The sequence below is a fragment of the Mycolicibacterium boenickei genome (assembly GCF_010731295.1).
Classification (GTDB): Bacteria; Actinomycetota; Actinomycetes; order Mycobacteriales; family Mycobacteriaceae; genus Mycobacterium; species Mycobacterium boenickei.
This window is the reverse complement of record NZ_AP022579.1, coordinates 3,990,932-4,013,314: the sequence shown is the minus strand read 5'-3', so window position 1 is coordinate 4,013,314 and position 22,383 is coordinate 3,990,932. Positions and strand designations below refer to the sequence as shown.

Annotated in this window: 20 protein-coding genes; 8 read left to right on the top strand and 12 right to left on the bottom strand. The window is 67.9% G+C overall.

The genetic code is table 11. From position 1 onward, the window contains the following. Positions 1 to 23: 23 nt before the first annotated feature. The 7 genes from G6N57_RS19020 to G6N57_RS18990 all read right to left on the bottom strand — a co-directional run bounded on the left by G6N57_RS19020 (position 24) and on the right by G6N57_RS18990 (position 8,116). Positions 24 to 2,783 (bottom strand): DEAD/DEAH box helicase, encoded by a 2,760-nt coding sequence (locus tag G6N57_RS19020; protein WP_077741045.1) that lies wholly within the window; start codon positions 2,781 to 2,783, stop codon positions 24 to 26. Next, entirely contained in the window at positions 2,773 to 3,729 is a 957-nt protein-coding gene (gene tatC / locus G6N57_RS19015; protein WP_077741046.1) for a twin-arginine translocase subunit TatC, read from the bottom strand. The genes G6N57_RS19020 and tatC overlap by 11 nt, the downstream gene beginning before the upstream one ends. A gap of 73 nt (positions 3,730 to 3,802) precedes the next feature. Then, complete coding sequence (gene tatA, locus G6N57_RS19010; RefSeq protein ID WP_077741047.1) at positions 3,803 to 4,051, bottom strand: Sec-independent protein translocase subunit TatA; 249 nt, start codon at positions 4,049 to 4,051, stop codon at positions 3,803 to 3,805. Positions 4,052 to 4,081: 30 nt separating this feature from the next. Beyond that, positions 4,082 to 5,038 (bottom strand): helix-turn-helix transcriptional regulator, encoded by a 957-nt coding sequence (locus tag G6N57_RS19005; protein ID WP_077741048.1) that lies wholly within the window; start codon positions 5,036 to 5,038, stop codon positions 4,082 to 4,084. After that, entirely contained in the window at positions 5,035 to 6,024 is a 990-nt protein-coding gene (locus tag G6N57_RS19000; RefSeq protein ID WP_077741049.1) for a helix-turn-helix transcriptional regulator, read from the bottom strand. The genes G6N57_RS19005 and G6N57_RS19000 overlap by 4 nt, the downstream gene beginning before the upstream one ends. Positions 6,025 to 6,042: 18 nt before the next feature. Next, on the bottom strand, positions 6,043 to 7,401 hold the full coding sequence (gene pafA / locus G6N57_RS18995) for a Pup--protein ligase (protein WP_085980515.1): 1,359 nt from the start codon (positions 7,399 to 7,401) through the stop codon (positions 6,043 to 6,045). Positions 7,402 to 7,468: 67 nt separating this feature from the next. After that, on the bottom strand, positions 7,469 to 8,116 hold the full coding sequence (locus G6N57_RS18990) for a TetR/AcrR family transcriptional regulator (protein ID WP_162563956.1): 648 nt from the start codon (positions 8,114 to 8,116) through the stop codon (positions 7,469 to 7,471). Positions 8,117 to 8,197: 81 nt separating this feature from the next. Here G6N57_RS18990 and G6N57_RS18985 point away from each other — a divergent pair, with 81 nt between their 5' ends. Continuing rightward, a complete protein-coding gene (locus G6N57_RS18985; RefSeq protein ID WP_077741051.1) occupies positions 8,198 to 8,650 on the top strand; it encodes a hypothetical protein in 453 nt (150 codons plus the stop codon). A gap of 9 nt (positions 8,651 to 8,659) precedes the next feature. Here the strand turns inward: G6N57_RS18985 and G6N57_RS18980 are convergent, their stop codons facing one another. After that, positions 8,660 to 10,174 carry a PucR family transcriptional regulator gene (locus tag G6N57_RS18980; RefSeq protein WP_077741985.1) on the bottom strand — a complete coding sequence of 505 codons (1,515 nt, stop codon included), beginning with the start codon at positions 10,172 to 10,174 and terminating at the stop codon, positions 8,660 to 8,662. A 147-nt stretch (positions 10,175 to 10,321) separates the two neighbouring features. Between G6N57_RS18980 and G6N57_RS18975 the strand changes: the two genes are divergently transcribed. The 4 genes from G6N57_RS18975 (at position 10,322) to G6N57_RS18960 (ending at position 16,394) form a co-directional block, all read left to right on the top strand. Then, positions 10,322 to 11,173, top strand: a complete 852-nt coding sequence (locus tag G6N57_RS18975; RefSeq protein WP_077741052.1) for a universal stress protein — start codon at positions 10,322 to 10,324, stop codon at positions 11,171 to 11,173. Further along, entirely contained in the window at positions 11,166 to 12,707 is a 1,542-nt protein-coding gene (locus G6N57_RS18970) for an APC family permease (protein WP_077741053.1), read from the top strand. The genes G6N57_RS18975 and G6N57_RS18970 overlap by 8 nt, the downstream gene beginning before the upstream one ends. A gap of 102 nt (positions 12,708 to 12,809) precedes the next feature. Next, a complete protein-coding gene (locus G6N57_RS18965) occupies positions 12,810 to 13,679 on the top strand; it encodes a type IV toxin-antitoxin system AbiEi family antitoxin domain-containing protein (protein ID WP_077741054.1) in 870 nt (289 codons plus the stop codon). Positions 13,680 to 13,814: 135 nt separating this feature from the next. Next, a complete protein-coding gene (locus G6N57_RS18960; protein WP_077741987.1) occupies positions 13,815 to 16,394 on the top strand; it encodes an NAD-glutamate dehydrogenase domain-containing protein in 2,580 nt (859 codons plus the stop codon). Here G6N57_RS18960 and G6N57_RS18955 read toward each other — a convergent pair. Together G6N57_RS18955 and G6N57_RS18950 are read right to left on the bottom strand one after the other, a co-directional pair. Continuing rightward, positions 16,360 to 17,376 carry an agmatine deiminase family protein gene (locus G6N57_RS18955; protein WP_077741986.1) on the bottom strand — a complete coding sequence of 339 codons (1,017 nt, stop codon included), beginning with the start codon at positions 17,374 to 17,376 and terminating at the stop codon, positions 16,360 to 16,362. The genes G6N57_RS18960 and G6N57_RS18955 overlap by 35 nt on opposite strands. 11 nt (positions 17,377 to 17,387) lie before the next feature. Then, positions 17,388 to 18,377, bottom strand: a complete 990-nt coding sequence (locus G6N57_RS18950) for a nitrilase-related carbon-nitrogen hydrolase (RefSeq protein ID WP_077741988.1) — start codon at positions 18,375 to 18,377, stop codon at positions 17,388 to 17,390. 80 nt (positions 18,378 to 18,457) lie between these two features. On the opposite strand from G6N57_RS18950, the gene G6N57_RS18945 reads away from it, so the two are divergent. Next, on the top strand, positions 18,458 to 19,081 hold the full coding sequence (locus G6N57_RS18945) for a TetR/AcrR family transcriptional regulator C-terminal domain-containing protein (RefSeq protein ID WP_077741055.1): 624 nt from the start codon (positions 18,458 to 18,460) through the stop codon (positions 19,079 to 19,081). A gap of 104 nt (positions 19,082 to 19,185) precedes the next feature. Then, positions 19,186 to 20,310 (top strand): baeRF11 domain-containing protein, encoded by a 1,125-nt coding sequence (locus G6N57_RS18940; RefSeq protein ID WP_077741989.1) that lies wholly within the window; start codon positions 19,186 to 19,188, stop codon positions 20,308 to 20,310. Here G6N57_RS18940 and G6N57_RS18935 read toward each other — a convergent pair. Further along, positions 20,290 to 20,874, bottom strand: coding sequence for a TetR/AcrR family transcriptional regulator (locus tag G6N57_RS18935; RefSeq protein ID WP_077741056.1), 585 nt, complete (start codon positions 20,872 to 20,874; stop codon positions 20,290 to 20,292). The genes G6N57_RS18940 and G6N57_RS18935 overlap by 21 nt on opposite strands. Positions 20,875 to 20,928: 54 nt before the next feature. Here G6N57_RS18935 and G6N57_RS18930 point away from each other — a divergent pair, with 54 nt between their 5' ends. Then, entirely contained in the window at positions 20,929 to 21,654 is a 726-nt protein-coding gene (locus G6N57_RS18930) for an SDR family NAD(P)-dependent oxidoreductase (protein ID WP_077741057.1), read from the top strand. Here G6N57_RS18930 and G6N57_RS18925 read toward each other — a convergent pair. Beyond that, positions 21,644 to 22,381 (bottom strand): YqjF family protein, encoded by a 738-nt coding sequence (locus G6N57_RS18925; protein ID WP_077741058.1) that lies wholly within the window; start codon positions 22,379 to 22,381, stop codon positions 21,644 to 21,646. The genes G6N57_RS18930 and G6N57_RS18925 overlap by 11 nt on opposite strands. Between the last annotated feature and the right edge of the window lie 2 nt (positions 22,382 to 22,383).

Sequence of the window (22,383 nt, the reverse complement as noted above, 5' to 3'; positions counted from 1 at the left end):
TTCGGGTGTCGCCAGACCACACCCTACCCCGCATCAACAGCAACAACGCCTCGGCGAACGTCGTTGACAGCGCGTTTCGCGGTATTGCGCAGGGCAGGCGTGGGGGCGGCGTTGCGCACCTGGTCGAGCAGATCGAGCACCTGCCGGCACCACCGAACGAAATCGCCCGCCGACAGCGCCGTACCCGAACCGCCCGCATCGGAGGCGGCGAGCGCCGCACCCAGATCGCCGGTGGTGGCCCAGCGGTAGACGGCGGTGACGAAACCCTCGTCGGGTTCGCGACTCGGGGCCAGCCGGTGCCGCTGCTCGTCGCCGCGAAGGTCGGCTGATACGCGCCGGGTCTGGGCCAGCGCGCGGCGCAGACCCGCGGTGGGAATGTCGACGCCCAACACGCCACCCGCGGTGTCCCCGCGCGATTCGAACAGCACAGCCGAGAGCACAGCGGCCAGTTCGGCCGGCTGCAAACCGTCCCACAGCCCGGCGCGCAGGCACTCGGCCACCAGCAGATCGCTCTCGCTGTAGATCCGGGCCAGCAGTCGGCCGGCATCGGTGACACGTGGTTCACCAGCAGCGGCCTCGATGAAGCCGCGTTCGCTGAGTAGCGCCACGATCCGGTCGAAGGTGCGGGCCAGCGAGTTCGTCGCCGCGTTCACCTTCTGCTGGATCTGGGCGTTGTCGCGCTCGATGCGCAGATAGCGTTCGGCGATCCGGGCCTGGGCCTCGCGCTCGGGTAGTTGATGCGCCGGGTGGTGGCGCAGTTGGTCGCGCAGGCCGGCCAGTTCGGGATCGACATCCCGTTCGGGGGCCGCCGCACCACGGCTCGCGCGCTTCGACGGCACCGACAGCTCGGCAGCCGCCGACCGTAACGCCGACGCCAGGTCCCGGCGCACGCGTGGCTGCCGGTGTTCGACCCGTTTGGGCAGCGTCATTGCGCCCAGCGGAGCCGAGGCGCCCGAGTAGTCGGCCGACGAAATCCGCCCGGCCCAACGGTGTTCGGTGAGCACCAGCGGCCGTGGGTCGTCGCTGTCACGTTCTGCGGGCTCAAGCACCACCGCCAGGCCGCCGCGGCGACCGTGGGTGATGGTGATGATGTCGCCGCGGCGCAGTCCGGCCAGGGCGTCGGTGGCGGCCCGCCGCCGTTGCAGTCGCGATGCCCGGGACTGGGCGCGTTCGCGTTCGCCGATCTTGGACCGCAGCCGGACGTAGTCGAGGATCGGCGCGTCTTTTCCACCGAGTTCGGCCGCCAGCTCGCCCATCATCCGCTCGCCGCGCGCGATCCCGCGCACCAGTCCGACCACCGAGCGGTCGGCCTGATACTGGGCGAAGGAGCGCTCCAGCAGTTTGTGGGCCTGCTCGGGCCCCATCTGCTGCACCAGATTGATGGTCATGTTGTAGCTCGGCGCGAACGAGCTGCGCAGCGGGAAGGTCCGGGTCGAGGCCAGCCCGGCGACCTCGGCGGGTTCGGCGTTGCTGTCGTCGGGCCGCCACAACACCACGGCGTGGCCTTCGACGTCGATACCGCGGCGCCCCGCCCGCCCGGTCAGCTGGGTGTACTCCCCCGGCGTCAACGGGACGTGCTGTTCGCCGTTGAACTTCACCAGCCGCTCGAGCACCACGGTGCGGGCAGGCATGTTGATCCCCAGCGCCAGGGTCTCGGTGGCGAACACCGCCTTGACCAGGCCCGCGGTGAACAGCTCCTCCACGGTGTGCCGGAACACCGGCAGCATGCCGGCATGGTGGGCGGCGAGCCCGCGCAGCAGTCCTTCCCGCCACTGGTGGTAGTCGAGGACGATGAGGTCGGACTCGGCCAGGTCGGCACAGCGGCGCTCGACAATCTCCGCGATCCTGGCGCGCTCCTCGTCGGTGGTCAGCCGCAGCGGCGCCCGCAGGCACTGCTGGACCGCCGCGTCGCATCCGGCGCGCGAGAACACGAACGTGATGGCGGGCAGCAGCCCGGCGGCGTCGAGGGTGGCGATCACGTCGGGCCGGCTCGGTGGCCGGTACAGCTGGGGGCGACCTCCCCCGCCCCGCCCGCGCCCCCGTCCGCGCGGTTGCCAGTCGGCCAGGCGGTCAGCTTCACGCCGATGGCTGATGTGGCGCAACAGGTCCGGGTCCACGAGCGTGCTGTTCGTGCCCTCGAACAGGTCGAACAGCCGCCGCCCGACGAGCATGTGCTGCGACAGCGGCACCGGCCGGTGCTCGTCGACGACGACGGTGGTGTCGCCACGAACGGTCTGGATCCAGCCGCCGAACTCCTCGGCATTGCTGACCGTCGCCGACAGGCTGACCAGGAGCACGTCCTCGGGCAGGTGCAGGATCACCTCCTCCCACACCGCACCGCGCATGCGGTCGGCCAGGAAGTGCACCTCGTCCATGACGACGTAGGAAAGCCCTTGCAGTGCAGGCGAGTTCGCATAGAGCATGTTGCGCAGCACTTCGGTTGTCATCACCACGATGTCGGCGTCACCGTTGATGGACTGGTCGCCGGTGAGCAACCCGATCTTGGCCGCGCCGTAGCGGGCCACCAGATCGTTGTGCTTCTGGTTGCTCAGGGCCTTGATCGGTGTGGTGTAGAAGCACTTGCCGCCCGCCGCCAGCGCCAGGTGCACCGCGAACTCACCGACCACCGTCTTGCCTGCCCCGGTCGGTGCGCACACCAGGACGCCGTGCCCGCTTTCCAGTGCGCGACAGGAGCGCAGCTGGAAATCGTCGAGGGCGAACGGATATTCGGCGGTGAACCTGGTCAGCTCACCGCCGGGTTGATCACCGGACTCAGGTGGCATCGTCGTCGATGTCGATCCGCGACGGCCTCACGTCCGGTTCGGTCACCGGTTCCGGCCGCTCGAGCGGCTCCGCCGACGGTATCGGCGCGGCCTCGTCCTCGGGCACCTCCAGTGCCTCGCGCCGGGCCTTGCGCTTGTCGTTGACCCGTGCGACCTGGATGGCGAACTCCAGCAGCAGGCTGAGCGCACAGGCCAGTGCCAGCATGGTGAACGGGTCAGAGCCGGGCGTGGCGAACGCCGCGAACACGAACAGGCCGAAGATCAGTCCGCGCCGCCAGGCCTTGAGCCGCTCGTAGCTGAGCATGCCGACCAGGTTGAGCATGATGATCAGGAGCGGGAACTCGAAGCTGATGCCGAACACCAGCAGCAGGTTGATCAGGAAGCCGAAGTACTGCTCGCCCGACAGCGCGGTGACCTGCACGTCGCTGCCGACGGTGAGCAGGAAGCCCAGGGCGGTGGCCAGCACCACGTAGGCCAGGATCGCGCCGGTGATGAACAGCACGGCGCCGACGCCGACGAACGCCATCGCGAAGCGACGTTCCTTCTTGTACAGACCCGGCGTGATGAACGCCCACAGCTGGTAGAGCCACACCGGGCAGGCCAGCACCAGCCCGGCGGCCAGCGCCACCTTGAGGCGCAGCATGAACTGGTCGAACGGACCGGTGGCCAGCAGCCGGCACTCGCCGTCGGGTGCGATGGTCGCCCGCGCCGATGCAGGCAGCGAGCAGTACGGGCCGCGCAGCCATTCCCCCAGGCTGTGGAAACCGAAGAAGCCGTTGGTGTACCAGAGGAAGCCGAAGATCGTCGTCAGCAGAACGGCGGCTACGGCAATCAGCAGACGGTTGCGCAGCTCGTGCAGGTGGTCGACCAACGACATCGTGCCGTCGGGGTTGACCCGCGAGCGGCGGCGGCGGGGATCGAGCTTCTTGATGAATCCGGAGGTCACGGGCGTGTTCTAGAGGCCTGGTCGTGGACGCGACACGTCATCGCGAGCGATGACGTGTCGGGTGCCGGACCGGTCAGGCCGTGTGGCGGTCCGGAGACGGCTCGGGAGCCGGAGCGTCGACCCGCTCGGAAGCGATCGGCTTGGCCGGCGGTGCCTCCGCCGGGGAGGCCGCAGAGTCCGACTGCATCTCCTTGATCTCAGACTTGAAGATCCGCATCGACTTACCGAGCGACCGCGCGGCGTCAGGCAGCTTCTTGGCGCCGAAAAGCAGCACGAACACCGCGATGACAATGATCCAGTGCCAGGGTTGTAGACCACCCAATTTGGTTACCTCCAGACGTCCGTGCCGAGTCTACCCGCGTGCGTCGTCGGCGTCGTAGACACGCAGGGCCTCAGCGGCCGCATCCCGCACCCGCTGCGCCAACGAATCCGGGGCGAGCACCGTGACCGCCGAGCCGAAGCCGAGTACGAACCTGGCCATCCACTCCTCGGAGGCGTAGGTCATCGCCGCCTCGCAGGCACCGTCGGGCAGTTCCCTGACCACCCGCAACGGGTAATAGTCGAACACCCACGCCGCGGTTGCATCGACCAACAGGGTGGCCGACGGCAGCGCCGGATCCGCATCGAACAGCGACGTGTCGGGGCCGGCCTGCACCGCCGGTGGTGGCGGCGCCGATGCCTCGTCGAGCACCTGCGCGTCGACGATGCGGTCGAAGCGGAACAGCCGCACGGCCTCCGCGGTCCGGCACCACGCCTCCAGATAGCTGTTGTCGCCGACGAGCGCGACCCGGATCGGATCGACGGTGCGCGCGCTCAACGAATCCCGTGACGCCGAGTAGTACTCCAGGGTCACCGCGCGGCCGTCGCGCACCGCGGCCCGCACCGCGGCAGCGGCGACGCTCTCGGTCTGGGCGGGCTCGTCGACGGCCGCCAGCTTGCTGCCTGCCGCGGATTCGATCTTGGCGATCGCGCTGCGCGCGGCTTCCGGATCGACCATGCCGGGCACGTCGACCAGGGCCCGCAGTGCCACCAGGATGCCGGTCGCTTCGGTAGAGGTCAGCCGCAGCGGGCGGTCCACGCCGGCACTGAACGTCACTTCGACTGTGTCGCCTTCGAAATCGAAGTCGATGAGATCGCCGGGGCTGTACCCGGGCAGGCCGCACATCCACAGCTGCCGCAGGTCGTCGTCGAGCTGCTTGCGGGTGACGCCCAGCGCCCCGGCCGCCTCCGCTCGCGTGACCTTCGGGTTGGCCTGGAAGTACGGCACCATGTTCAGCATCCGGACCAGCCGGGTCGACACTTGGCTCATTGTGTGCCCGCCTGCGCCCGCAACCGCGCCAACACGTCGTCGCGCAGCGATGGTGGTGCCAGCGCCACGGCGTCGGCACCGTAACTCGCGATCTCCCTGGCCAATCTGTCGTTTCCCCCGACGTCGACGGTGATCTCCTCGCCGGCGCGACCGGCCAGCGTGCGCGACTGCGTCGCGATCGCCTGCCGCCGCAAGGCGGTGGCCCGCCCGTCGGCCACCCAGACCCTGGCCTGTTCCCCTGTCGGCGATTCGGAGACAACGCGCTGCACGACCTCACGCAGGTTGACCCCGTCGGGTTTCTGGACGGCACCGGCCTCTCCGATGGCTGCGACCGTGTCACCGAGGCGCGACAGCCGGAACGTACGGGTGTCGTCGCGGAGCCGGTCATGCCCGACGAGGTACCAGCGCCCCCGGTGCGTCACGACGCCCCACGGTTCGACGGTGCGGGTGGTGTACGGATCGCTGCGCGAATACCGGTGCTCGAACTGCACGACCCGTCCGGTGTCGATGGCCGACAGCAGGGTTCCCAGCACCTTCTCCGAACCGCGGATACCGGGGAGCACCGCCGTGGTGGCGATCGCGACCGCAGGATCACCGCCTTCGACGTCCACCCCCGCCGCCCGCAACTTGAGCAACGCACCCTGGGTCGCGGTGATCAACTCCGGCGACTGCCACAACTGCGTGGCCACCGCGACGGCAGCGGCCTCGTCCGTGGTCAATTCCACCGCCGGAAGCGCATACGCCTCCCGATTGATCCGATACCCCTCGGTGGGATCGAACTTTGACACCCGGCCGGTCTCCAGCGGGATTCCCAGATCACGCAATTCGTTCTTGTCGCGCTCGAACATTCGCGAGAACGCCTCGTCACTGGAGCTGTCGTCGTAGCCCTGGACGATTTTGCGGATCTTTTCTGCCGGCAGAAAACGATCGGTGGACAGCAGGGCGATGACAAGGTTCATCAACCGCTCGACTTTGGATACCGCCACGAGAGGAAAGCTTAGAGCTCACATACTGGCGATCAGGCGCTTGACTCGCTCATCGACCGACCGGAACGGATCCTTGCAGAGCACGGTGCGCTGGGCCTGATCGTTGAGCTTGAGGTGCACCCAGTCGACGGTGAAGTCCCGTCCCGCTTCCTGTGCGGCGCTGATGAACTCGCCACGCAGCTTGGCCCGGGTGGTCTGCGGCGGGGTGTTGACCGCCGCGTCGATCTCCTCGTCGGTGGTGATCCGGGCGGCCAGGCCCTTGCGCTGCAGCAGATCGAACACCCCCCGACCGCGCTTGATGTCGTGGTAGGCGAGGTCGAGCTGGCTGATCTTCGGGTCGGACAGCTCCATGTTGTAGCGATCCTGGTAACGCTGGAACAGCTTGCGCTTGATCACCCAGTCGATCTCGGTGTCGACCTTGGCGAAGTCCTGGCTCTCGACCGCGTCCAGCTGCCGGCCCCACAGATCGACCACCTGCTCGATCTGGGTGCTGGGCTCGCGGGTCTGCAGGTACTCGACGGCCCGGCTGTAGTACTCGCGCTGGATGTCCAGGGCGCTGGCCTGCCGCCCGCCCGCCAACCGCACCGGACGCCGTCCGGTGAGATCGTGGCTGACCTCGCGGATGGCGCGGATCGGGTTGTCGAGGGAGAAGTCCCGGAACGGCACGCCGGCCTCGATCATCTCCAGCACCAGCGAGGCGGTGCCCACCTTGAGCATCGTGGTGGCCTCGCACATGTTGGAGTCGCCGACGATGACGTGCAACCGCCGGTACTTCTCGGCGTCGGCGTGCGGCTCGTCGCGGGTGTTGATGATCGGACGCGACCGCGTCGTCGCGCTGGAGACGCCTTCCCAGATGTGCTCGGCACGCTGGCTGAGGCAGTAGGTCGCGGCCTTCGGCGTCTGCAGCACCTTGCCAGCGCCGCAGATCAGCTGGCGGGTGACAAGGAACGGAAGCAGCACGTCGGAGATCCGGGAGAACTCACCGGCCCGCACGATCAGGTAGTTCTCGTGGCAGCCGTAGGAGTTGCCCGCCGAGTCGGTGTTGTTCTTGAACAGGTAGATGTCGCCGCCGATGCCCTCGTCGGCCAGCCGCTGTTCGGCATCGATCAGCAGGTCCTCCAGAACGCGCTCGCCTGCGCGGTCGTGGGTGACCAGCTGGGTCAGGTTGTCGCATTCGGCGGTCGCGTACTCGGGGTGGCTGCCCACGTCGAGATACAACCGGGCCCCGTTGCGGAGGAACACGTTGGAACTGCGGCCCCACGACACCACCCGCCGGAACAGATAGCGGGCGACCTCGTCGGGGCTGAGCCGGCGATGGCCATGGAAGGTGCAGGTCACACCGAATTCCGTCTCGATTCCCATGATTCGTCGCTGCACGCTAACGAGCTTACGGGGTGGCTAACGGTAACGGTGGGCAAGCTCGCGCTGACGGTGCGGCAAAATCTCAAAGTGAGCCGTCGGGTAACCCGAGGATCCGTTCGATCGTCTGCCGGTAGGCGCCGATCACGCGCTGCGCGCGGGGTCCGGTGACGTCGATTCCGGGTGATCCGTCCCGCTCGGTCGCGACGGCGAAGGCGTCCGCGAGCACGCCGTCCAGGCCGGCGATGAACATCGCGGCCTCGTGCGGGAACTCGACGTCGAACACGCCTTCGTCGCGCCCCTGGCGGATGACGGTTTCGAGCATGGGCACCGACGTGCGCATGGATTCCTTGGCCAGCTTCTGCCGGAACAGCGCATTCTCGTCCCGCCACAGATGCATGAGGATCGTCACGGTCTCCGGGTTGTCGGCCTTCCAGGCGGCCGATGCACCGAAGTAGGCGTGGAGCTTTGCGACGGCGTCGAGGCCGGGGTCGGCGACCACCGCCCGCAACGGCTGCGACGCGCTTTCGGCCATCGCGTCGACGATGCCCTCCAGGAGCGCCTGTTTCGAACCGAAGTAGTGATAGAGGGCCCCCTTGGACAGCTGCACCTTGGCCAGCACATCGTCGATGGTCATCCGCTCGTAGCCCTTGTCGCGGATGAGCTCAAGCGCGGCGTCGAGGATCTCTCGCCGCCGCGCGGCGTACTCCTCTGGTTTGACCCGACGGGCCACGACCACCTCCCATTGACGTCCACTCCGGTCCGAGCCCAGTCTAAAAATAGACCGTCCGTCGGTTTATTGATTGGAGAAGCGATGCCACGAGCCACCCCCGAAGCCCGCCGCCGCACGCGCGCATTCGCCCGCGTCCTGGGACCGTTCGTCGCGACTGCGACGGCGATCATCGCGATTCGCCTGCCCGATCTCACCGGGTTGCTCGGCGGCCTGTTCGACAACGCGATCCTGCCCTGGATCCTCGGCGCGGCGATGCTGATGATGGGCCTGGTCGTGATCGCCTTCCACCAGTACTGGTACAGCGTGACGGCGTCGCTCATCTCGCTGTTCGGCTGGTTCGTGGCGCTGCGCGGAGTGGCGATGATGGCCATTCCGTCGGCGATCGACTCCGGGGCCAACGCGACGGTCACCAGCCCGGGCCTACTGGTGGCGGCCCGGATCTTCTTCCTGCTGCTGACCGCGATGGGCCTGTGGCTGACCTATGTCGGCTGGCGTCGCGAGCACACGGCCGACGACAGCGCGGACACCGCCTGAGCCGCGCGGTCAGCCACGCGCCAGGATGGCCAGCAGCAGCTCGGCCCGCACCCGGGCCACCCCCAGGTCGCAACCCATCAATGTCTCGGCGAGCTCGATCCGCTTACGCATCGTGTGCCGGTGCACGCCGATGGCGGCCGCGGCGGCCTCCCACTGGCCGTTGGCCTCCAAGAACGCCCGCAGCGCCGCCATCAGACCGGATCCGTGCTGCGCGTCATGATCGGCCACCGGGGTCAGCACCGCTGTCCCGAGCGCCACCAGCACCTCGCGGCTGGGCCCGGAGGACAACAGTGCGCTACCCGCCAGTGCGGCGAATTCCAAGGGATAACAACCACGTTCGGCCACCGACGCGGCCAGTCGGGCATCCTCGACAGCCTGCATCAACCGCGCCAGCGGCTGACTCCCACTGAGCCCGCTGCGGCTGGACTTGCGCACCGACCCGTCCAGCCCGGCCAGCAGACCGGCCGCGCCGTCAACGGTCTCGGTGCCCGGCAGCAACACCGTCAGCCGCTGATGCGCATCGTGCACGAACACCGGATGACCGGCCGCCTCCAGCTCTTTCGCCACCGCCACAATCGCGCGGCGCCGATGGCTCGCGGACCGCACGTCGGCGTCGAACTCGACCACCAGGACGCGGATCCGGCCCTGGCCGTCGGTGGCCGGAACCAGCTGTGCGTACACCGGATCCAGGTCGAGCTCGCCCGTCAGCAAGAGCCCGAGCGCTTGTTCGTTGAGCAGCCGCTGCACCTCCTGCAACCGGGCCGGCTTCTCGAAGTCCAGGGCCAGTAGCGATGTGGCATGTCCGAACAGCACCTGATCGACGGGACTGAGCGCAGCCGGGCTGACCACCGCCAGCACACCGTGCGAGCGGCCGCCGACCCGGACGTCCTGCTGGGCCACCGTGGTGCCGTCGGACAGCACCCGGACCCCTGACGCCGCTCCCGGTTCGATCGAATCGCGCACCAGGTTCACCGTCGTGACGCTGAGGTTGCTCGGATGCGAGGCGATCACCGTCCCGGTCGGATCGAGCACCACCACAGCGGCCTTCAGCGCTCGGCCCAGTTCAGCCGCGACACCGCGCGGCCCGTCGCTCACCACCGCCCGGGTGATCCGCGGCTGCGCCCGCGAAGCGCGCAGCACGGCGTCGTACTCCAGCTCGGCGATCCGCGAACCGACCCGCTGGACGACTGCCGCGAACGGCGTCCGCAGCGGCACCTCGATGAGTGGGAGCCCGAGCTCCTCGGCGGCCGCGACCAGTTCGTCCGGGACCGCGTCGAATGTCAGGCCGATGCCGAATCCGACTGCAGAGACCCCACTTTCGGCGAGGAGCTGCAGGTAGCGTCGCCGACCGCGGCCGCCGGCCGGCAGGCTGATGCCGGTGGTCAATACCATCTCTCCACCGGAGAGCCATTCGGCCGGATTGGCCAGTTCGGTGGTCAGCACCAGGTTCACCTCGCGCCCGGCGCCGGCCGAGCCCGCGAGTAGACGCAGATGCAGGTCTGACTGCTCGATCACCCACCGCACCGGGACGGCCACCCCAGAAATGTACAGAATGTCGAAAAACTGCACAGAGAATCTCCACACTGTCGGGTGATCTGCGCTGTGTTCCGCGACACACTTGGCCCGCTGAACAGCCAACCGGCCCGATTCGAATGTGCGGAGGACTAGTCGATGAGTACTTCACGAATCGCCGTCGCCTACCTGGCCACACCGGGAGGTGACGACGCCGTCGCGGTCGGAGAACAGATCGCCCGCACGCTGGGCGCCGGCCTCGACCTGTGCATGGTGCTGCCCAGCGACCGTTCGGCGATCGCCCCCACCCCGGGCGATGTGCTGCACCGGGAAGCCGACGGCTGGCTGGCCGCGGCCGCGGCCGGGGTGCGCAACGACGTACCGGTGACCACCCACTTGAGCTACGACGAGTCCAGCACCATGGGCCTGATCGCGGCGGCCGAGAACCTGGGGGCCGACGCGCTGGTGGTCGGCGGGGCCGGCGGCGGGATGGCCGGTCCCCTGTCCCTCGGCTCCGTGGTCAACGATCTGGTGCATGCCTCCCCGATACCGGTGGTGATCGCACCGCGCGGAGCTCGATTGCAGCGCAGCGAACGGATTCGCGAGGTCACCTGCGCCATCGGCGGCCGGCCCGGAGCCACCCTGCTGCTCGACACCGCCTTGCGGTTCTGCCGGGCCAGCGAGACTCCCCTACGCCTGGTGTCGCTGGTGGCCGTGGACGACGCCCGCCGGCTGGACGCCGCGCAGCGGCATGCGCAGCACACCCTCGATCAGGCGAAAGAGTTTCTGCCAGACGATGTTCCCGTCACGTCACGGGTAGCCACCGGGCCGACCGTCGAGGAGGCGGTCAACAAACTGGGCTGGCATGACGGCGACATGATCATGGTCGGTTCGAGCCGGCTGGCTCAGCCTCGCCGCCTGTTCCTCGGGTCGACGGCGGCCAAGATGCTGCGTGTTCTGCAAGTCCCGATGTTTGTGGTACCCAAAGACGAAGGGGCAGAGCATGTCTGAGCAGCTGGCCAGCACCGAGCTGGAGCGCGCCGAACACGAGGAGGGATTGGTCGCCAAGGGCCTGGCCGCGGGCCGCATCGGCACCTTCACCGGTGCCGTCCTCGGCATCTCGACGGTGGCGCCCGGCTACACCCTCACCGCAAGCATCGGCCTCATCGTCGCCGCGGTCGGGCTCAAGATGCCCGCCATCCTGATCGCCGGGTTCATCCCGATGTTCCTGACCGCCTACGCCTACCGCGAACTGAACTCGCGCGCCCCCGACTGCGGCGCGTCGTTCACGTGGTCCACCAAGGCATTCGGCCCGTATGTCGGATGGATGTGCGGATGGGGCATGGTGATCGCCACCATCATCGTGCTGTCCAACCTGGCCTCGATCGGTGTCCTGTTCGGCTACGAGTTCCTGGGCAAGGTGCTGCACAACGACACCCTCGCGATGCTCCCGGCCGAAAACGTCACCGTCAACATCGTTTCCACGGTCGCACTGCTCGCCATCGCCACCTACATCTCCTGCCGGGGCATCACCACCAGCGAGAAGGTGCAGTACGTGCTGGTCGGCTTCCAGATGATCGTCCTGGTCACGTTCGCGGTGGTCGCCATCGCGCGATCGGGTGGCACCGAAGGGCATCTGAGTTTCGACATCCAATGGTTCGACCCGTTCACCGGACTCACGATGAGTGCCTTCGTCATCGGGCTGATCGGCTCGATCTTCGCGTTCTGGGGCTGGGACACCTGCCTGACGCTGGGCGAGGAGAGCAAGGACCCCACCAAGGTGCCCGGCCGGGCCGGATTGTTGTGTGTGCTGTCGATCCTGCTGACCTACCTGCTGGTGGCGGTGGCGGTGATGATGTACGCCGGGGTCGGTGACACCGGGCTGGGCCTTGGCAACGAGGAGATCGCCGAGAACGTGTTCGGGGCGTTGGCCTATCCGGTGCTGGGCGACTGGGGCGGGCCGCTGCTGCTGCTGGCGGTGTTCGCCTCGTCGATAGCAAGCCTGCAGACCACCGTCCTGCCTGCCGCCCGCACGATGCTGGCGATGGGTGCTTACGGCGCCTTCCCCAAGCGGTTCGCCAGCGTCAACCCCCGATCGTTGTCACCGGTGTTCAGCACCGTGGTCGCCGGGGTGGTCACCGCCGGGTTTTACACCATCGTGACGCTGCTGTCCGAGCGGACACTGCTGGATACCATTGCCGCCCTTGGCATCATGATCTGCTGGTACTACGGCATCACGGCGTTCGCGTGCGTGTGGTTCTTCCGCAAGGAACTGTTCCTGAGCCCGAGGAACATCATCTACAAGCTGGTGTTCCCGGCGGTCGGCGGTGTCATGCTGCTGTCGGTGTTCGTCAAGTCGGTGCTGGTGAGCATGGACCCTGAGGCCAGCGGCAGCGGCGCGTCGATCGGCGGTATCGGCCTGGTGTTCTATCTCGGGTTCGGAATCCTGCTGTTCGGTGCCGTGCTGATGCTCGTCCTGCGATTCGTCCAGCCGGCGTTCTTCCGGGGTGAGACCTTGACCATGGACACGCCGCCGATCCCCTGAGCCTGGGGTGATTTGTGCACGATTTTCCGCCTCTGCCGCGGAAAATCGTGCACAAATCACAATCGATGGAACCGTAGCGGCGGCGCCAACGTCCGATTCAGTGTGCTCGATGACTACCTTCGCGATCACGATGGCGTGATTACCCGGGCACAAGCCCTGTCTGCCGGGCTGAGCGACGACGCCATCAGCCGTCGGGTTCGTTCGGGGCACTGGCTGCGTTGCGCACCCGGAGTGTTCTTCGTCGACGATCGTCCGTTCACCGATGCGGCGCGGGTGCGCAGCGCGGTGTGGTCATACGGGCCCACTGCCACCGCCAGCGGACTGGCCGCCGCGTGGTGGCACGGCGTCACGCGTTACCCGCCAGAATGCGTCGAAGTCACCGTGCCGAAGGTGAGCAATCACCGCAAGCGCGAGGGGATCCGGGTCCGACGACGCGATCTGCTCAGCCCCGACATCGTCGAACGCAACGGGCTCCAGGTAACCGCACTTCCACTTTCGGTCATCGAAGCCGCGACCCGTCGCGGGGGTGGTGCCGCGTTGATGGACAGGGCATTACAGCGGCACGTCGAGCTGAAACAACTCTGGGACGCACACCTGCGCAACAAGGGCAGGCATGGGTCGCCCGCGGCCCGCATTCTGCTGCTGTCCGCAGCAGACGGCGCCCGCTCCGAAGCCGAGCGCCTGCTGTTGAAACTATTGCGTCGCAACAAAATCACCGGCTGGAAGGCCAACCATCCAGTCGCAGGATACAAGATCGACGTCGTCTTTCCGGCGGCAAGACTGGCCATCGAAGTCGACGGCTGGGCTTTTCACAGCGACGCCGACGACTTCGAGAACGACCGAAACCGGCAGAACATCATCTCGCTGCACGGCTATCAGATCTTGCGGTTCACCTGGCTCGATCTGACTGAATATCCCGACCGGGTGCTCGCCGAGATCCGGAATGCCTTGCGGCTTCGACGCTCTGCCTGAGTGATTTGTGCACGATTTTCCGCGCCTGCCGCGGGAAATCGTGCACAAATCACTAGACAGAATGGCGTACCGAACGTCGCCACGGTGGCCAGTATGTCTATGGTGGTCGGGCCTGACGTGGCCGACACTCTTCCTGTGGAAATCCCTTCTGCCCGAGTGTCTTTTGCCGCCGATGAAGCCGGCACCCGCGCCGAGGTGCAGTGGCCCGAAAAGCCGCCACTGCTGGCCGAGGTATGTGCCATGTTCGAACACTTCGGGTTGCGTGTCGCCTCCTATCAGCTCACCGACACCGGACACCACTACGAGTTCGGCAGCCTGGGCCTGCCGGGGCCCACCCTCGATCTGATCGCACGAGCCTTCGAGGCCGCGGCCGCCGGGCGGTGGCAGGTGGATCGCCACGCCGCGCTGATCCCGTCAGCCGGAATCGATTGGCGCCGGGCAGTTCTGATCCGCGCGGCCGGTCGATTCGTCCGGCAGACCGGGTTAGGGTTCTCGGCCGACTACATCATCGACTCGTTGGTCGCCGCACCGGATTTCGTGAACGCGCTGCTGAGGCTGTTCGACGCGCGCTTCAACCCCGACGGCAGCGGCGACACCGACGAGGCCGATCGTGAGGTGGCGGCCCTGGTCGACGCTGCGACCTCGCTCGACGACGAGCGCATTCGGCACGCGCTGCACAGCTTCGTCCGGGCGACGTTGCGTACCAACTGGTTCCAGCTCGGGCCGGATGGGCACGCCAAGGACTACCTGTCGTTCAAGATCGACTCGGCCCAGCTGGCCGACACCGGCCCGGTGGTGCCCTATCGGGAAATCTACGTGTGCTCGGACACCGTCGAGGGCATCCACCTACGCAGCGGGGCCATCGCTCGAGGCGGGCTGCGCTGGTCGAACCGCCCCGAGGACTACCGCACCGAGGTGCTCGGCCTGATGAAGACCCAGGCGGTGAAGAACGCACCTATCGTGCCGAGCGGCGCCAAGGGCGCGTTCGTGTTGCGCAGCGCTGACATCTCCCCCGCCGACGGCTACCGCACCTTCATCCGGGGACTGCTCGACATCACCGACAACATCATCGACGGCGCAGTCCGGCATCCGGACCGGACGGTGTGCCCCGACGGCGCCGACGCCTATCTGGTGGTGGCTGCCGACAAGGGCACCGCGACGTTCTCCGACCTGGCCAATTCCGTTGCGGCCGAGTACGACTTCTGGCTCGGCGATGCTTTCGCCTCCGGCGGCTCGGCCGGATACGACCACAAGGCCATGGGTATCACCGCGCGCGGCGCATGGCTCTCGGTCCGGCGCCACTTCGCCGAGGCGGGCTACGACATCGACGCCGAGCCGTTCACCGTGGCGGGCATCGGCGACATGTCCGGCGACGTGTTCGGCAACGGAATGCTGCTGTCCCACAACATCAAGCTGGTCGCGGCTTTCGACCACCGGCACATCTTCGTCGATCCCGACCCGGACCCGCAGACGTCCTTCGGCGAGCGCACACGGCTGTTCGGCCTGCCCGGATCGAGCTGGCAGGACTATGACTCGACGCTGATCTCGGCCGGCGGCGGGGTGTGGCCCCGCACGGCCAAATCGATAGCACTGTCACCGCAGGCGCGGGCCGCGCTGGGTATCGAGGCAGCTGAGTGCACCCCGGACGAGTTGATCGCGGCGGTGCTGTGTGCCCCGGTCGATCTGCTGTGGAACGGCGGGGTCGGCACCTACGTCAGAGCCGACGGGGAAACCAACGCCGACGCCAGGGACAAGGCCAACGACCGCGTTCGGGTGACGGCTTCGCAGCTGCGCTGCAAGGTGATCGGCGAAGGCGGCAACCTCGGACTCACCCAGCAGGCTCGCATCGGGTTCGCCCTCGACGGCGGACGCATCAACGCCGATTTCATCGACAACGCGGCCGGTGTGGCGACCTCGGACCTCGAGGTCAACATCAAGATCGCCCTGGACTCCGGCGACATCGGGACCGCACAACGCAATGCGCTGCTCGCCGAGGCCACCGACGAGGTCGCCGCGCGGGTGCTGGCCGACAACGCCGAGGCGATCCTGGCGATCAGCATGGCCGCCGCCGAGGCCGATTCACTGCTGGACCGGCACATCCGGTTGATCGGCAACCTGCGGGATGAGGCAGGCGTCGACCCTCAGGTCGAGGGGTTGCCTGCCGGGCCGGAACTGGTCCGGCGTCGCTCCATGGGGCTGGGGCTCACCCGTCCCGAGATCGCGGTGTTGCTGGCGCAATCCAAGAATCTGGTGACGCAAGAACTGCTCGCCTCCGACATTCCGGACCATGAGGCCTTCACCCACCGCCTCGTCGACTACTTCCCCGCCGGGATCGCCGAGCAGGCCCGCGCCGAGATCGGCCGTCATCCGCTGCGCCGTGAGATCGTCGCGACCTCGGTGGCCGGCGAGCTGATCAACCGGGTGGGCCCCGGCACCATCTACCGCATGCAGGAGCGGTTGGCGGTGAGCACGCCGCAGGTGGCACAGGCCTACGCGACGGTGCGCGACATCCTCGATCTGGATGCGCTGTGGGAGGCCGAGCTGGCAGGCAACAGCGATGAGGGTCAGCGGATCCAGGCGCTGCTGCAGGTGCGCGAGCTGGTCGAACACCTGACGTCCTGGGTGCTGCGCAACGGGACCGGTAGCCGCGCCCGGGTGAGCGCGGCCATCGGCAATCTGATCACCGCGGCAGAGCCGCAGGCTGATGCTGTGTGATGCAGTGAATGCCGCCGCCGCGCTCGAACAGCGGGCGGGCATCGACGCTGAGGACACGGCGGCCCGGATACTGTTCGGCCAGGATCGCCGCCGCGTCCGCGTCCCGCGGATCCCCGAAGGCACAAGCGATCACGCCGCCGTTGACCACCAGGTGATTGATGTAGCTGTAGTCGACGAAGCCGTCGGCGTCGGTCAACTGGTCCGGCGCCGGTAGCTCGACGATCTCCCATGGCCGCCCGGTGACATCGTGGGACTGCTCGACCGCGGCGCGGATTTCCTTGCCCACCAGGTGGTCCGGATGCGCCTCGGCAGGCTGTGCATGCAGCAGCAGCCGGCCGGGCGAGGGTATCGCCGCCACGATGTCGACATGGCCGCGCGTGCCGAAGCGCTGCGAATCTCGGGTCAGCCCGCGTGGCAGCCAGACGGCGTGCTCGGCACCGATGGTGCGGGCCAGCTCGGCTTCGACGTCGGCCTTGCTGACACCGGGATTGCGGCCGGGGTCCAGTTGCACGGTCTCGGTGACGAGGACGGTGCCCAGCCCGTCCACCTGGATGCCGCCACCTTCGTTCACCAGGTTCGAGTCGACCACCGGCACGCCGGCCCAACCGGCCACGGCCGCACCGACTTTCGAATCATGATCCCAGCGCGCCCAGTCCTGTCCGCCCCAGCCGTTGAACTCCCAGTCCACCGCGGCCACCGAACCGTCCTCGGCGTGCACGAAGGTGGGGCCGATGTCGCGCATCCAGGCGTCGTTCAACGGGGCCTCGACGATGTCGACGGCCGCCGAAAGGTAGCGCCGGGCCGCGGTCGTTTCGGCGGGGTCCACCACCATCGTCACCGGCTCGAACTCCAGCACCGCATGCGCGACCGCGGCCCAGGTGGTGCGCGCTTCGTGGTGTTCGGCTTCGGTGTCGCCCAGCGAGTATCCGGCGGACGGGAACGCCATCCACACGCGATCCTGCGGCGAACTCTCGGCCGGCATCCGGTACCCGGTCACTTCACGACCGCCGTGGCCTCGTGTCCGGCGCCGTAGGGACGCTGCGTATCGACGGGCGCGGTCAGCGGCCCGTAGCTGTCGGGTCTGCGGGTGAGCAGGAACGGGAACAGCTCCAGCCAGTCGCGGCGCTGGTCCAGGTCCAGGTCGGCGACCAGCACGGCTTCCTCGTCACGCGGCGCCTGCACCAGCACCCGGCCGTACGGGTCGGAGATGAACGACGAGCCGTAGAAGCTGACCTTGCCCTCGTCGCCGATCCGGTTGGGCACGACCATGAACAGCCCGCTGTTGATGCCGTTGGCGACGATCACCTGCTGCCACAGCGGCTGGGTGTCGAATGCCGGGAACACGGGTTCGGAGCCGATGGCCGTCGGGTAGACGACGACCTCCGCACCGCCCAGGGAGTAATTGCGGGCCACCTCGGGGAACCACTCGTCCCAGCAGGTCGGCATGCCGATCCGGGCACCCAGCCCCTCCGGGTTGTAGACCGGGTAGGGGTCGCCATCAGCCGAGGAGGGACCCGGACGAAAATAGGTGTCCTCGTAGTAGCCGGCAGAGATGGGGATGTGCATCTTGCGGGTGCGGGCCACCAACTCGCCCGACGGCGCCACCAGGATCGCCGTGTTGAAGCCCAAACCGTCTGCCGCCGGCGCCTTTTCATACAGCGAGGCATGCACGAAGATGCCGTTGGCCCGGGCCGCCGCGGCCGCCAGCGCGAAGGTCGGGCCGCCGGTCAGGTCCTCGGCGGTCTCCCCCGGATTCGGGCCCGCCGGGGTGTCGGCGGGATACCGCAGCAGGGTGATCTCCGGCAGGCAGACCAGCGTGGCTCCTTCTCCGGCTGCCCGGTCGATGCCCTCGCGCAGCACCCTGGCCAGCTCGGCCGCGTCGGGACGCCAGCGGTGCTGCACCAGCCCGACGCGCAGCGGCGGGCGCGTCGACTCGGTGCTGCGGGACAGCGACTCGGGCGCGGCAGCGGTCAAGGTGATCATGGCCATCTCCTAAAACGAATCAAGTTCGTTTTATTGTGTCCACATCACCGACCGTTGTAAAGAGGTAGTAGAAATGAGCCATGGGACGACCTCCGGCGCCACTCCTGTCCACTGACCGAATTGCCAGTGCGGCAATGGATTTGGTGAACACCACCGGCGGATTCACGGTTCCCGAACTGGCTCGGGCGCTCAAGGTCCGGCCGTCATCGCTGTACAACCACGTCGCCGGACGCGAACAGATCATCGAACTCCTGCGCGAGCGGGCCATGTCGGAAGTCGCCCTGCCCGCCGACGACCCGGCCCGCCCGTGGACCGACGTGATCGCCGACATCATGCGGAGCTACCGGCAGAGCTATGCCCGCTACCCGCGCCTCATCCCCCTGCTCACCGCACACGCGGTCAACAGCGACCACGCCCTGACCATGTACAACGTCCTGGCCGTCACCTTCAGCCGCGCCGGGTTCGATCCGGCCGACACCCTTCGCGCCATCACCCTGGTGGATTCGTACGTGCTGGGCTCAGCCCTGGACGTCGCCGCCCCCGACGAGCCGTGGCGCGCCGGCGCCGAAGTGGGCCCTGAACTGTCCTCGGCCCTGGCCACCGGCGGCGCGAAACCGGCGCGGGCCGACGACGCCTTCGAGTTCGGCATCGGGGTACTGCTGCGCGGGCTGGCCGCCGGGAGATCGGCCCCCGACCGGAACTGAGCGGGGTCGATCCGTTGCACGATGCCACTTTCTGGGCCTTTTTACCCTGGTCAGCTGCCATCACAGGCCTAAGGTTGGAGGCAGTCCGCACAGAAGGAGTGGTGATGACCCGCTATGAACTGCCCGATGTTGCCGACCTGATCCGCCTTGGCGAGCCTCACGAGCACGCCATCACGGTGTACGCGGAAACCGCACCGGGACCCGACGAGCGGGAAAAGAGTGTGCTGACCGCGAAGAGCGCAGTCGACCGGGCGCTGCGCACGATCCGCGAGTCGGGGGCGCGGCACGCGGTGGAGGAACAACTGCGGTCACGCTGGACCGAGATCGCCGAGTCCGACCTGTGGCTGAGCCTTTCCAGATCGGTCGCGATCTTCATCGCCGACGACTTCCACGAGGTCTACGTGCTGCCCAACGCCCTGGAGAGCCAGTCGCAGGTGGGCAGTTACTTCGACATCGGCCAGCTGGTGCGCGCGGTGACCACGCCACAGGAGGCCTACGCGCTGACCTTGTCAGCCGATGGCTGGAACCTGTGGCAGGCCACCGCGAGCACCCGCGCCGAGGAGTTGGAGCTCACCGGCGAGTACGCGGCCGATGTGGCCGACGCGACCCATCGGGCCACCGTGCGGGACCGGGGCCATGTGCGCCGCCTGGTCGGCGACGAGGGCAAGAAGGTGTTACTCGAGAAGTACGCCAAACGGGTCGCCGAGGCGGTGGACGCCGAACTGGGTCAACTCGATCCGTCCTCGAACCGGCCGCTGTATCTGTTCGCCACCGACCCGCTGCTCGACATGTACCGAGGGCTCGAACACAAACGCCAGATTGTCGCGGTGCCGGGCGCCGCCGACGAGCTGCGGCCCGATCAGATCGACGGCGCGATCCGTGAGTCGCTTCCCGCACTGAACGCCGAACGGGCCAATGAGTGGGTCGAGGAGCTGGGCAACGACCTCAGCAAGGGGCTGGTGGCCACCGACCTGGGCGACATCGCCCGTGCCGCGGCGGCCGGCGCGGTGGACACGCTGGTGTACAACTTCACCGTCGACGTGCTGGGCCGCATCGAAGCCGAGACCGGCGCGCTGCACTACGACGATTCCGGGTATGACGTGTTGTCCGGCATCGCGGTGACGGTCCTCGACCAGGGTGGTGAGGCCGTCGCCGTACGACCCGACGAGATCACAGCGGGCATCTGGAACCAGACCGCGGTGGCGAAACTACGGTTCGCCTTGAGCTGACTTCGCACCGGCCGGGTTCTTCAGCCCGTCCAGCACAAAACCCAGGTGGCGCCGCCAGACCGCGTCGTCACCGTCGGCCATCGCGATCACTTTCGACATCGCCCACATCAGCGTCGCCAGGTCATCGGCACCGAAGTCGGCCCGTAGTACCCCGGCGTCCTTGGCCCGCCCCACGACGGCCTCCAGCAGTCCCCCGGCGCGCCCGCATTCCCCCGCGACGTCGACGGCGCCGACCGGATTGCGGGCCACCGCATCGTTGATGCTGCGGTCGGACGCCTGCATCGTGAACAGGCCGTCGAGAAATCCGGTGAACCCCCGCCATGGGTCGACATCACCGAGCGCCTGCTCGGCCAGCCGGTCGATGGCGGCCAATCGATCGGACAGCACGACGTCCAGGAGTGCGCCCCGGTTCGGGAAGTGGTTGTAGAGCGTGCCGATGCTCACGCCCGCCTTTCGCGCGACCTCGTCGAGAGGCACATCGACACCGCGTTCGGTGAAGAGTTCGGCCGCCGCCGCCGTCAGGCGGTCCCGGTTACGGATCGCATCCGCGCGCATCGCCGACATGCCCCCAGCATAGTGAAGTTGAGGCGCTACTCAACTTGTGCTAGTAAGTTGAGTATGACCTCAACTTCTTCCCCGGTCCTGCTGGTCCTCGGCGCCGGGCCCGGGCTCGGTTTGTCCGTCGCCCACCGGTTCGGCGCTGCGGGTTACCGTGTGGCGCTGATATCGCGTTCGTCACAACGACATTCGGGATACCTGGCCGCACTGGCCGACAAGGGAATCGAGGCCGCGGCGTATGTGGCCGACGCATCCCACCCCGATCAGCTGCGCAGCGCCATCGACTCCGTCCGCGCCCGCTTCGGGCGCATCGACGTCGGCTACTACGGTCCGGCCGCCTTCGAAACCGCACCGGCCGGAGACATCACCGACCTCGACGCCGCAGGGGCGAAGGCCGCGCTCGACAGTGTCGTGCCCGCGATCGACTTCGCGAGCCGGCTGCTTCCCGAGATGCGAGAGCGCGGCACCGGAGGATTGCTGTTCGCCGGCGGGCTGAGCAGTGTGGTGCCGATGCCCCCGCTCGGCGGGTTGGCACTGGCCGCGGCCGCGCTGCGCAACTATGCGGTCACGCTGCACGCCGCACTCGAGCCCGCCGGGATCTACGCCGGGACCCTCACCATCGGCGGCCTGATCGAGCGCGGCGACATCCACCGGGCGATGGCAGATTCCGGGCCGTTCGCCGGCATCGAGATCCGCACGCTCAACCCTGACGATTTGGCCGAGCAGATCTGGCAGCTCTACACCGCCCGCACCGCCGCCGAAGCCGTGGTCGACGTCATCTCCTAGGTGCGTCGGCACGCCCAGGAGCCCCGAACCGGGCGGGCACGCCGTCACTGAACGCGACATGCACCGGCGGCCCGGCGCACAGGTCACCGAGCCCAACCGAGGCGAACAGCCCCGACTCTTCGAAGCCGAGCAGTTCAGCGGAACGCAGGGACCAGGCCGGGTGTTCGTTGGGCACGTACCAGGTGCGCCCGCCGTGAGCGACGTGCAAGCCCCAGCGCGCCGTCAGAAAATGCTCGAGGGGTCCGGGCACGACCACATCGCCGACTTCGACCTCGATGCGGCTGGACGCACGGGTTCGCGGCCAGCGCACCGCGGTCGTGTAGGCGTGCCGGTTCCCTTCGCGGCGGTACGACATCCTGGCCCACCGGTAACGGACCCCGAGCGCGGAACGCGCTGCGAGCACCACGTCGAGCCTGGGGGTGTCCAGGCTCAGGAACACCACGCCGCGGCGTCCGGTGCGATCGACCGAATACAACCGCACGTTGGTCTCCAGGAAACTGCCGAGCACGCCGGGCCCGTAGCCGAAGCCGGTGCCCGTCATCCGAAAGGCCACAACTCCGACATAGCCGAGGCCATCGAAGGTGTCCGGCTCGGTGCCCTCGGGATACAGGTGAGCGATCCGTCTCGGATCAACCGACCAGTGCAGAAAAGTCAGATCGACCCAGCTCTGATGCAGGATCCGGACACCGGTCAGCCCAGGTGCTACTGGACTGACCGGCTCGACCACGG

Bases quoted from the DNA above. Each gene is read 5' to 3' on its own strand.
- G6N57_RS19020 (WP_077741045.1), bottom strand. From the start codon at position 2,783: ATGCCACCTGAGTCCGGTGATCAACCCGGCGGTGAGCTGACCAGGTTC.
- G6N57_RS19005 (WP_077741048.1), bottom strand. From the start codon at position 5,038: ATGAGCCAAGTGTCGACCCGGCTGGTCCGGATGCTGAACATGGTGCCG.
- G6N57_RS18985 (WP_077741051.1), top strand. From the start codon at position 8,198: ATGCCACGAGCCACCCCCGAAGCCCGCCGCCGCACGCGCGCATTCGCC.
- G6N57_RS18975 (WP_077741052.1), top strand. From the start codon at position 10,322: ATGAGTACTTCACGAATCGCCGTCGCCTACCTGGCCACACCGGGAGGT.
- G6N57_RS18970 (WP_077741053.1), top strand. From the start codon at position 11,166: ATGTCTGAGCAGCTGGCCAGCACCGAGCTGGAGCGCGCCGAACACGAG.
- G6N57_RS18955 (WP_077741986.1), bottom strand. From the start codon at position 17,376: ATGCCGGCCGAGAGTTCGCCGCAGGATCGCGTGTGGATGGCGTTCCCG.
- G6N57_RS18950 (WP_077741988.1), bottom strand. From the start codon at position 18,377: ATGATCACCTTGACCGCTGCCGCGCCCGAGTCGCTGTCCCGCAGCACC.
- G6N57_RS18945 (WP_077741055.1), top strand. From the start codon at position 18,458: ATGGGACGACCTCCGGCGCCACTCCTGTCCACTGACCGAATTGCCAGT.
- G6N57_RS18940 (WP_077741989.1), top strand. From the start codon at position 19,186: ATGACCCGCTATGAACTGCCCGATGTTGCCGACCTGATCCGCCTTGGC.
- G6N57_RS18935 (WP_077741056.1), bottom strand. From the start codon at position 20,874: ATGTCGGCGATGCGCGCGGATGCGATCCGTAACCGGGACCGCCTGACG.
- G6N57_RS18930 (WP_077741057.1), top strand. From the start codon at position 20,929: ATGACCTCAACTTCTTCCCCGGTCCTGCTGGTCCTCGGCGCCGGGCCC.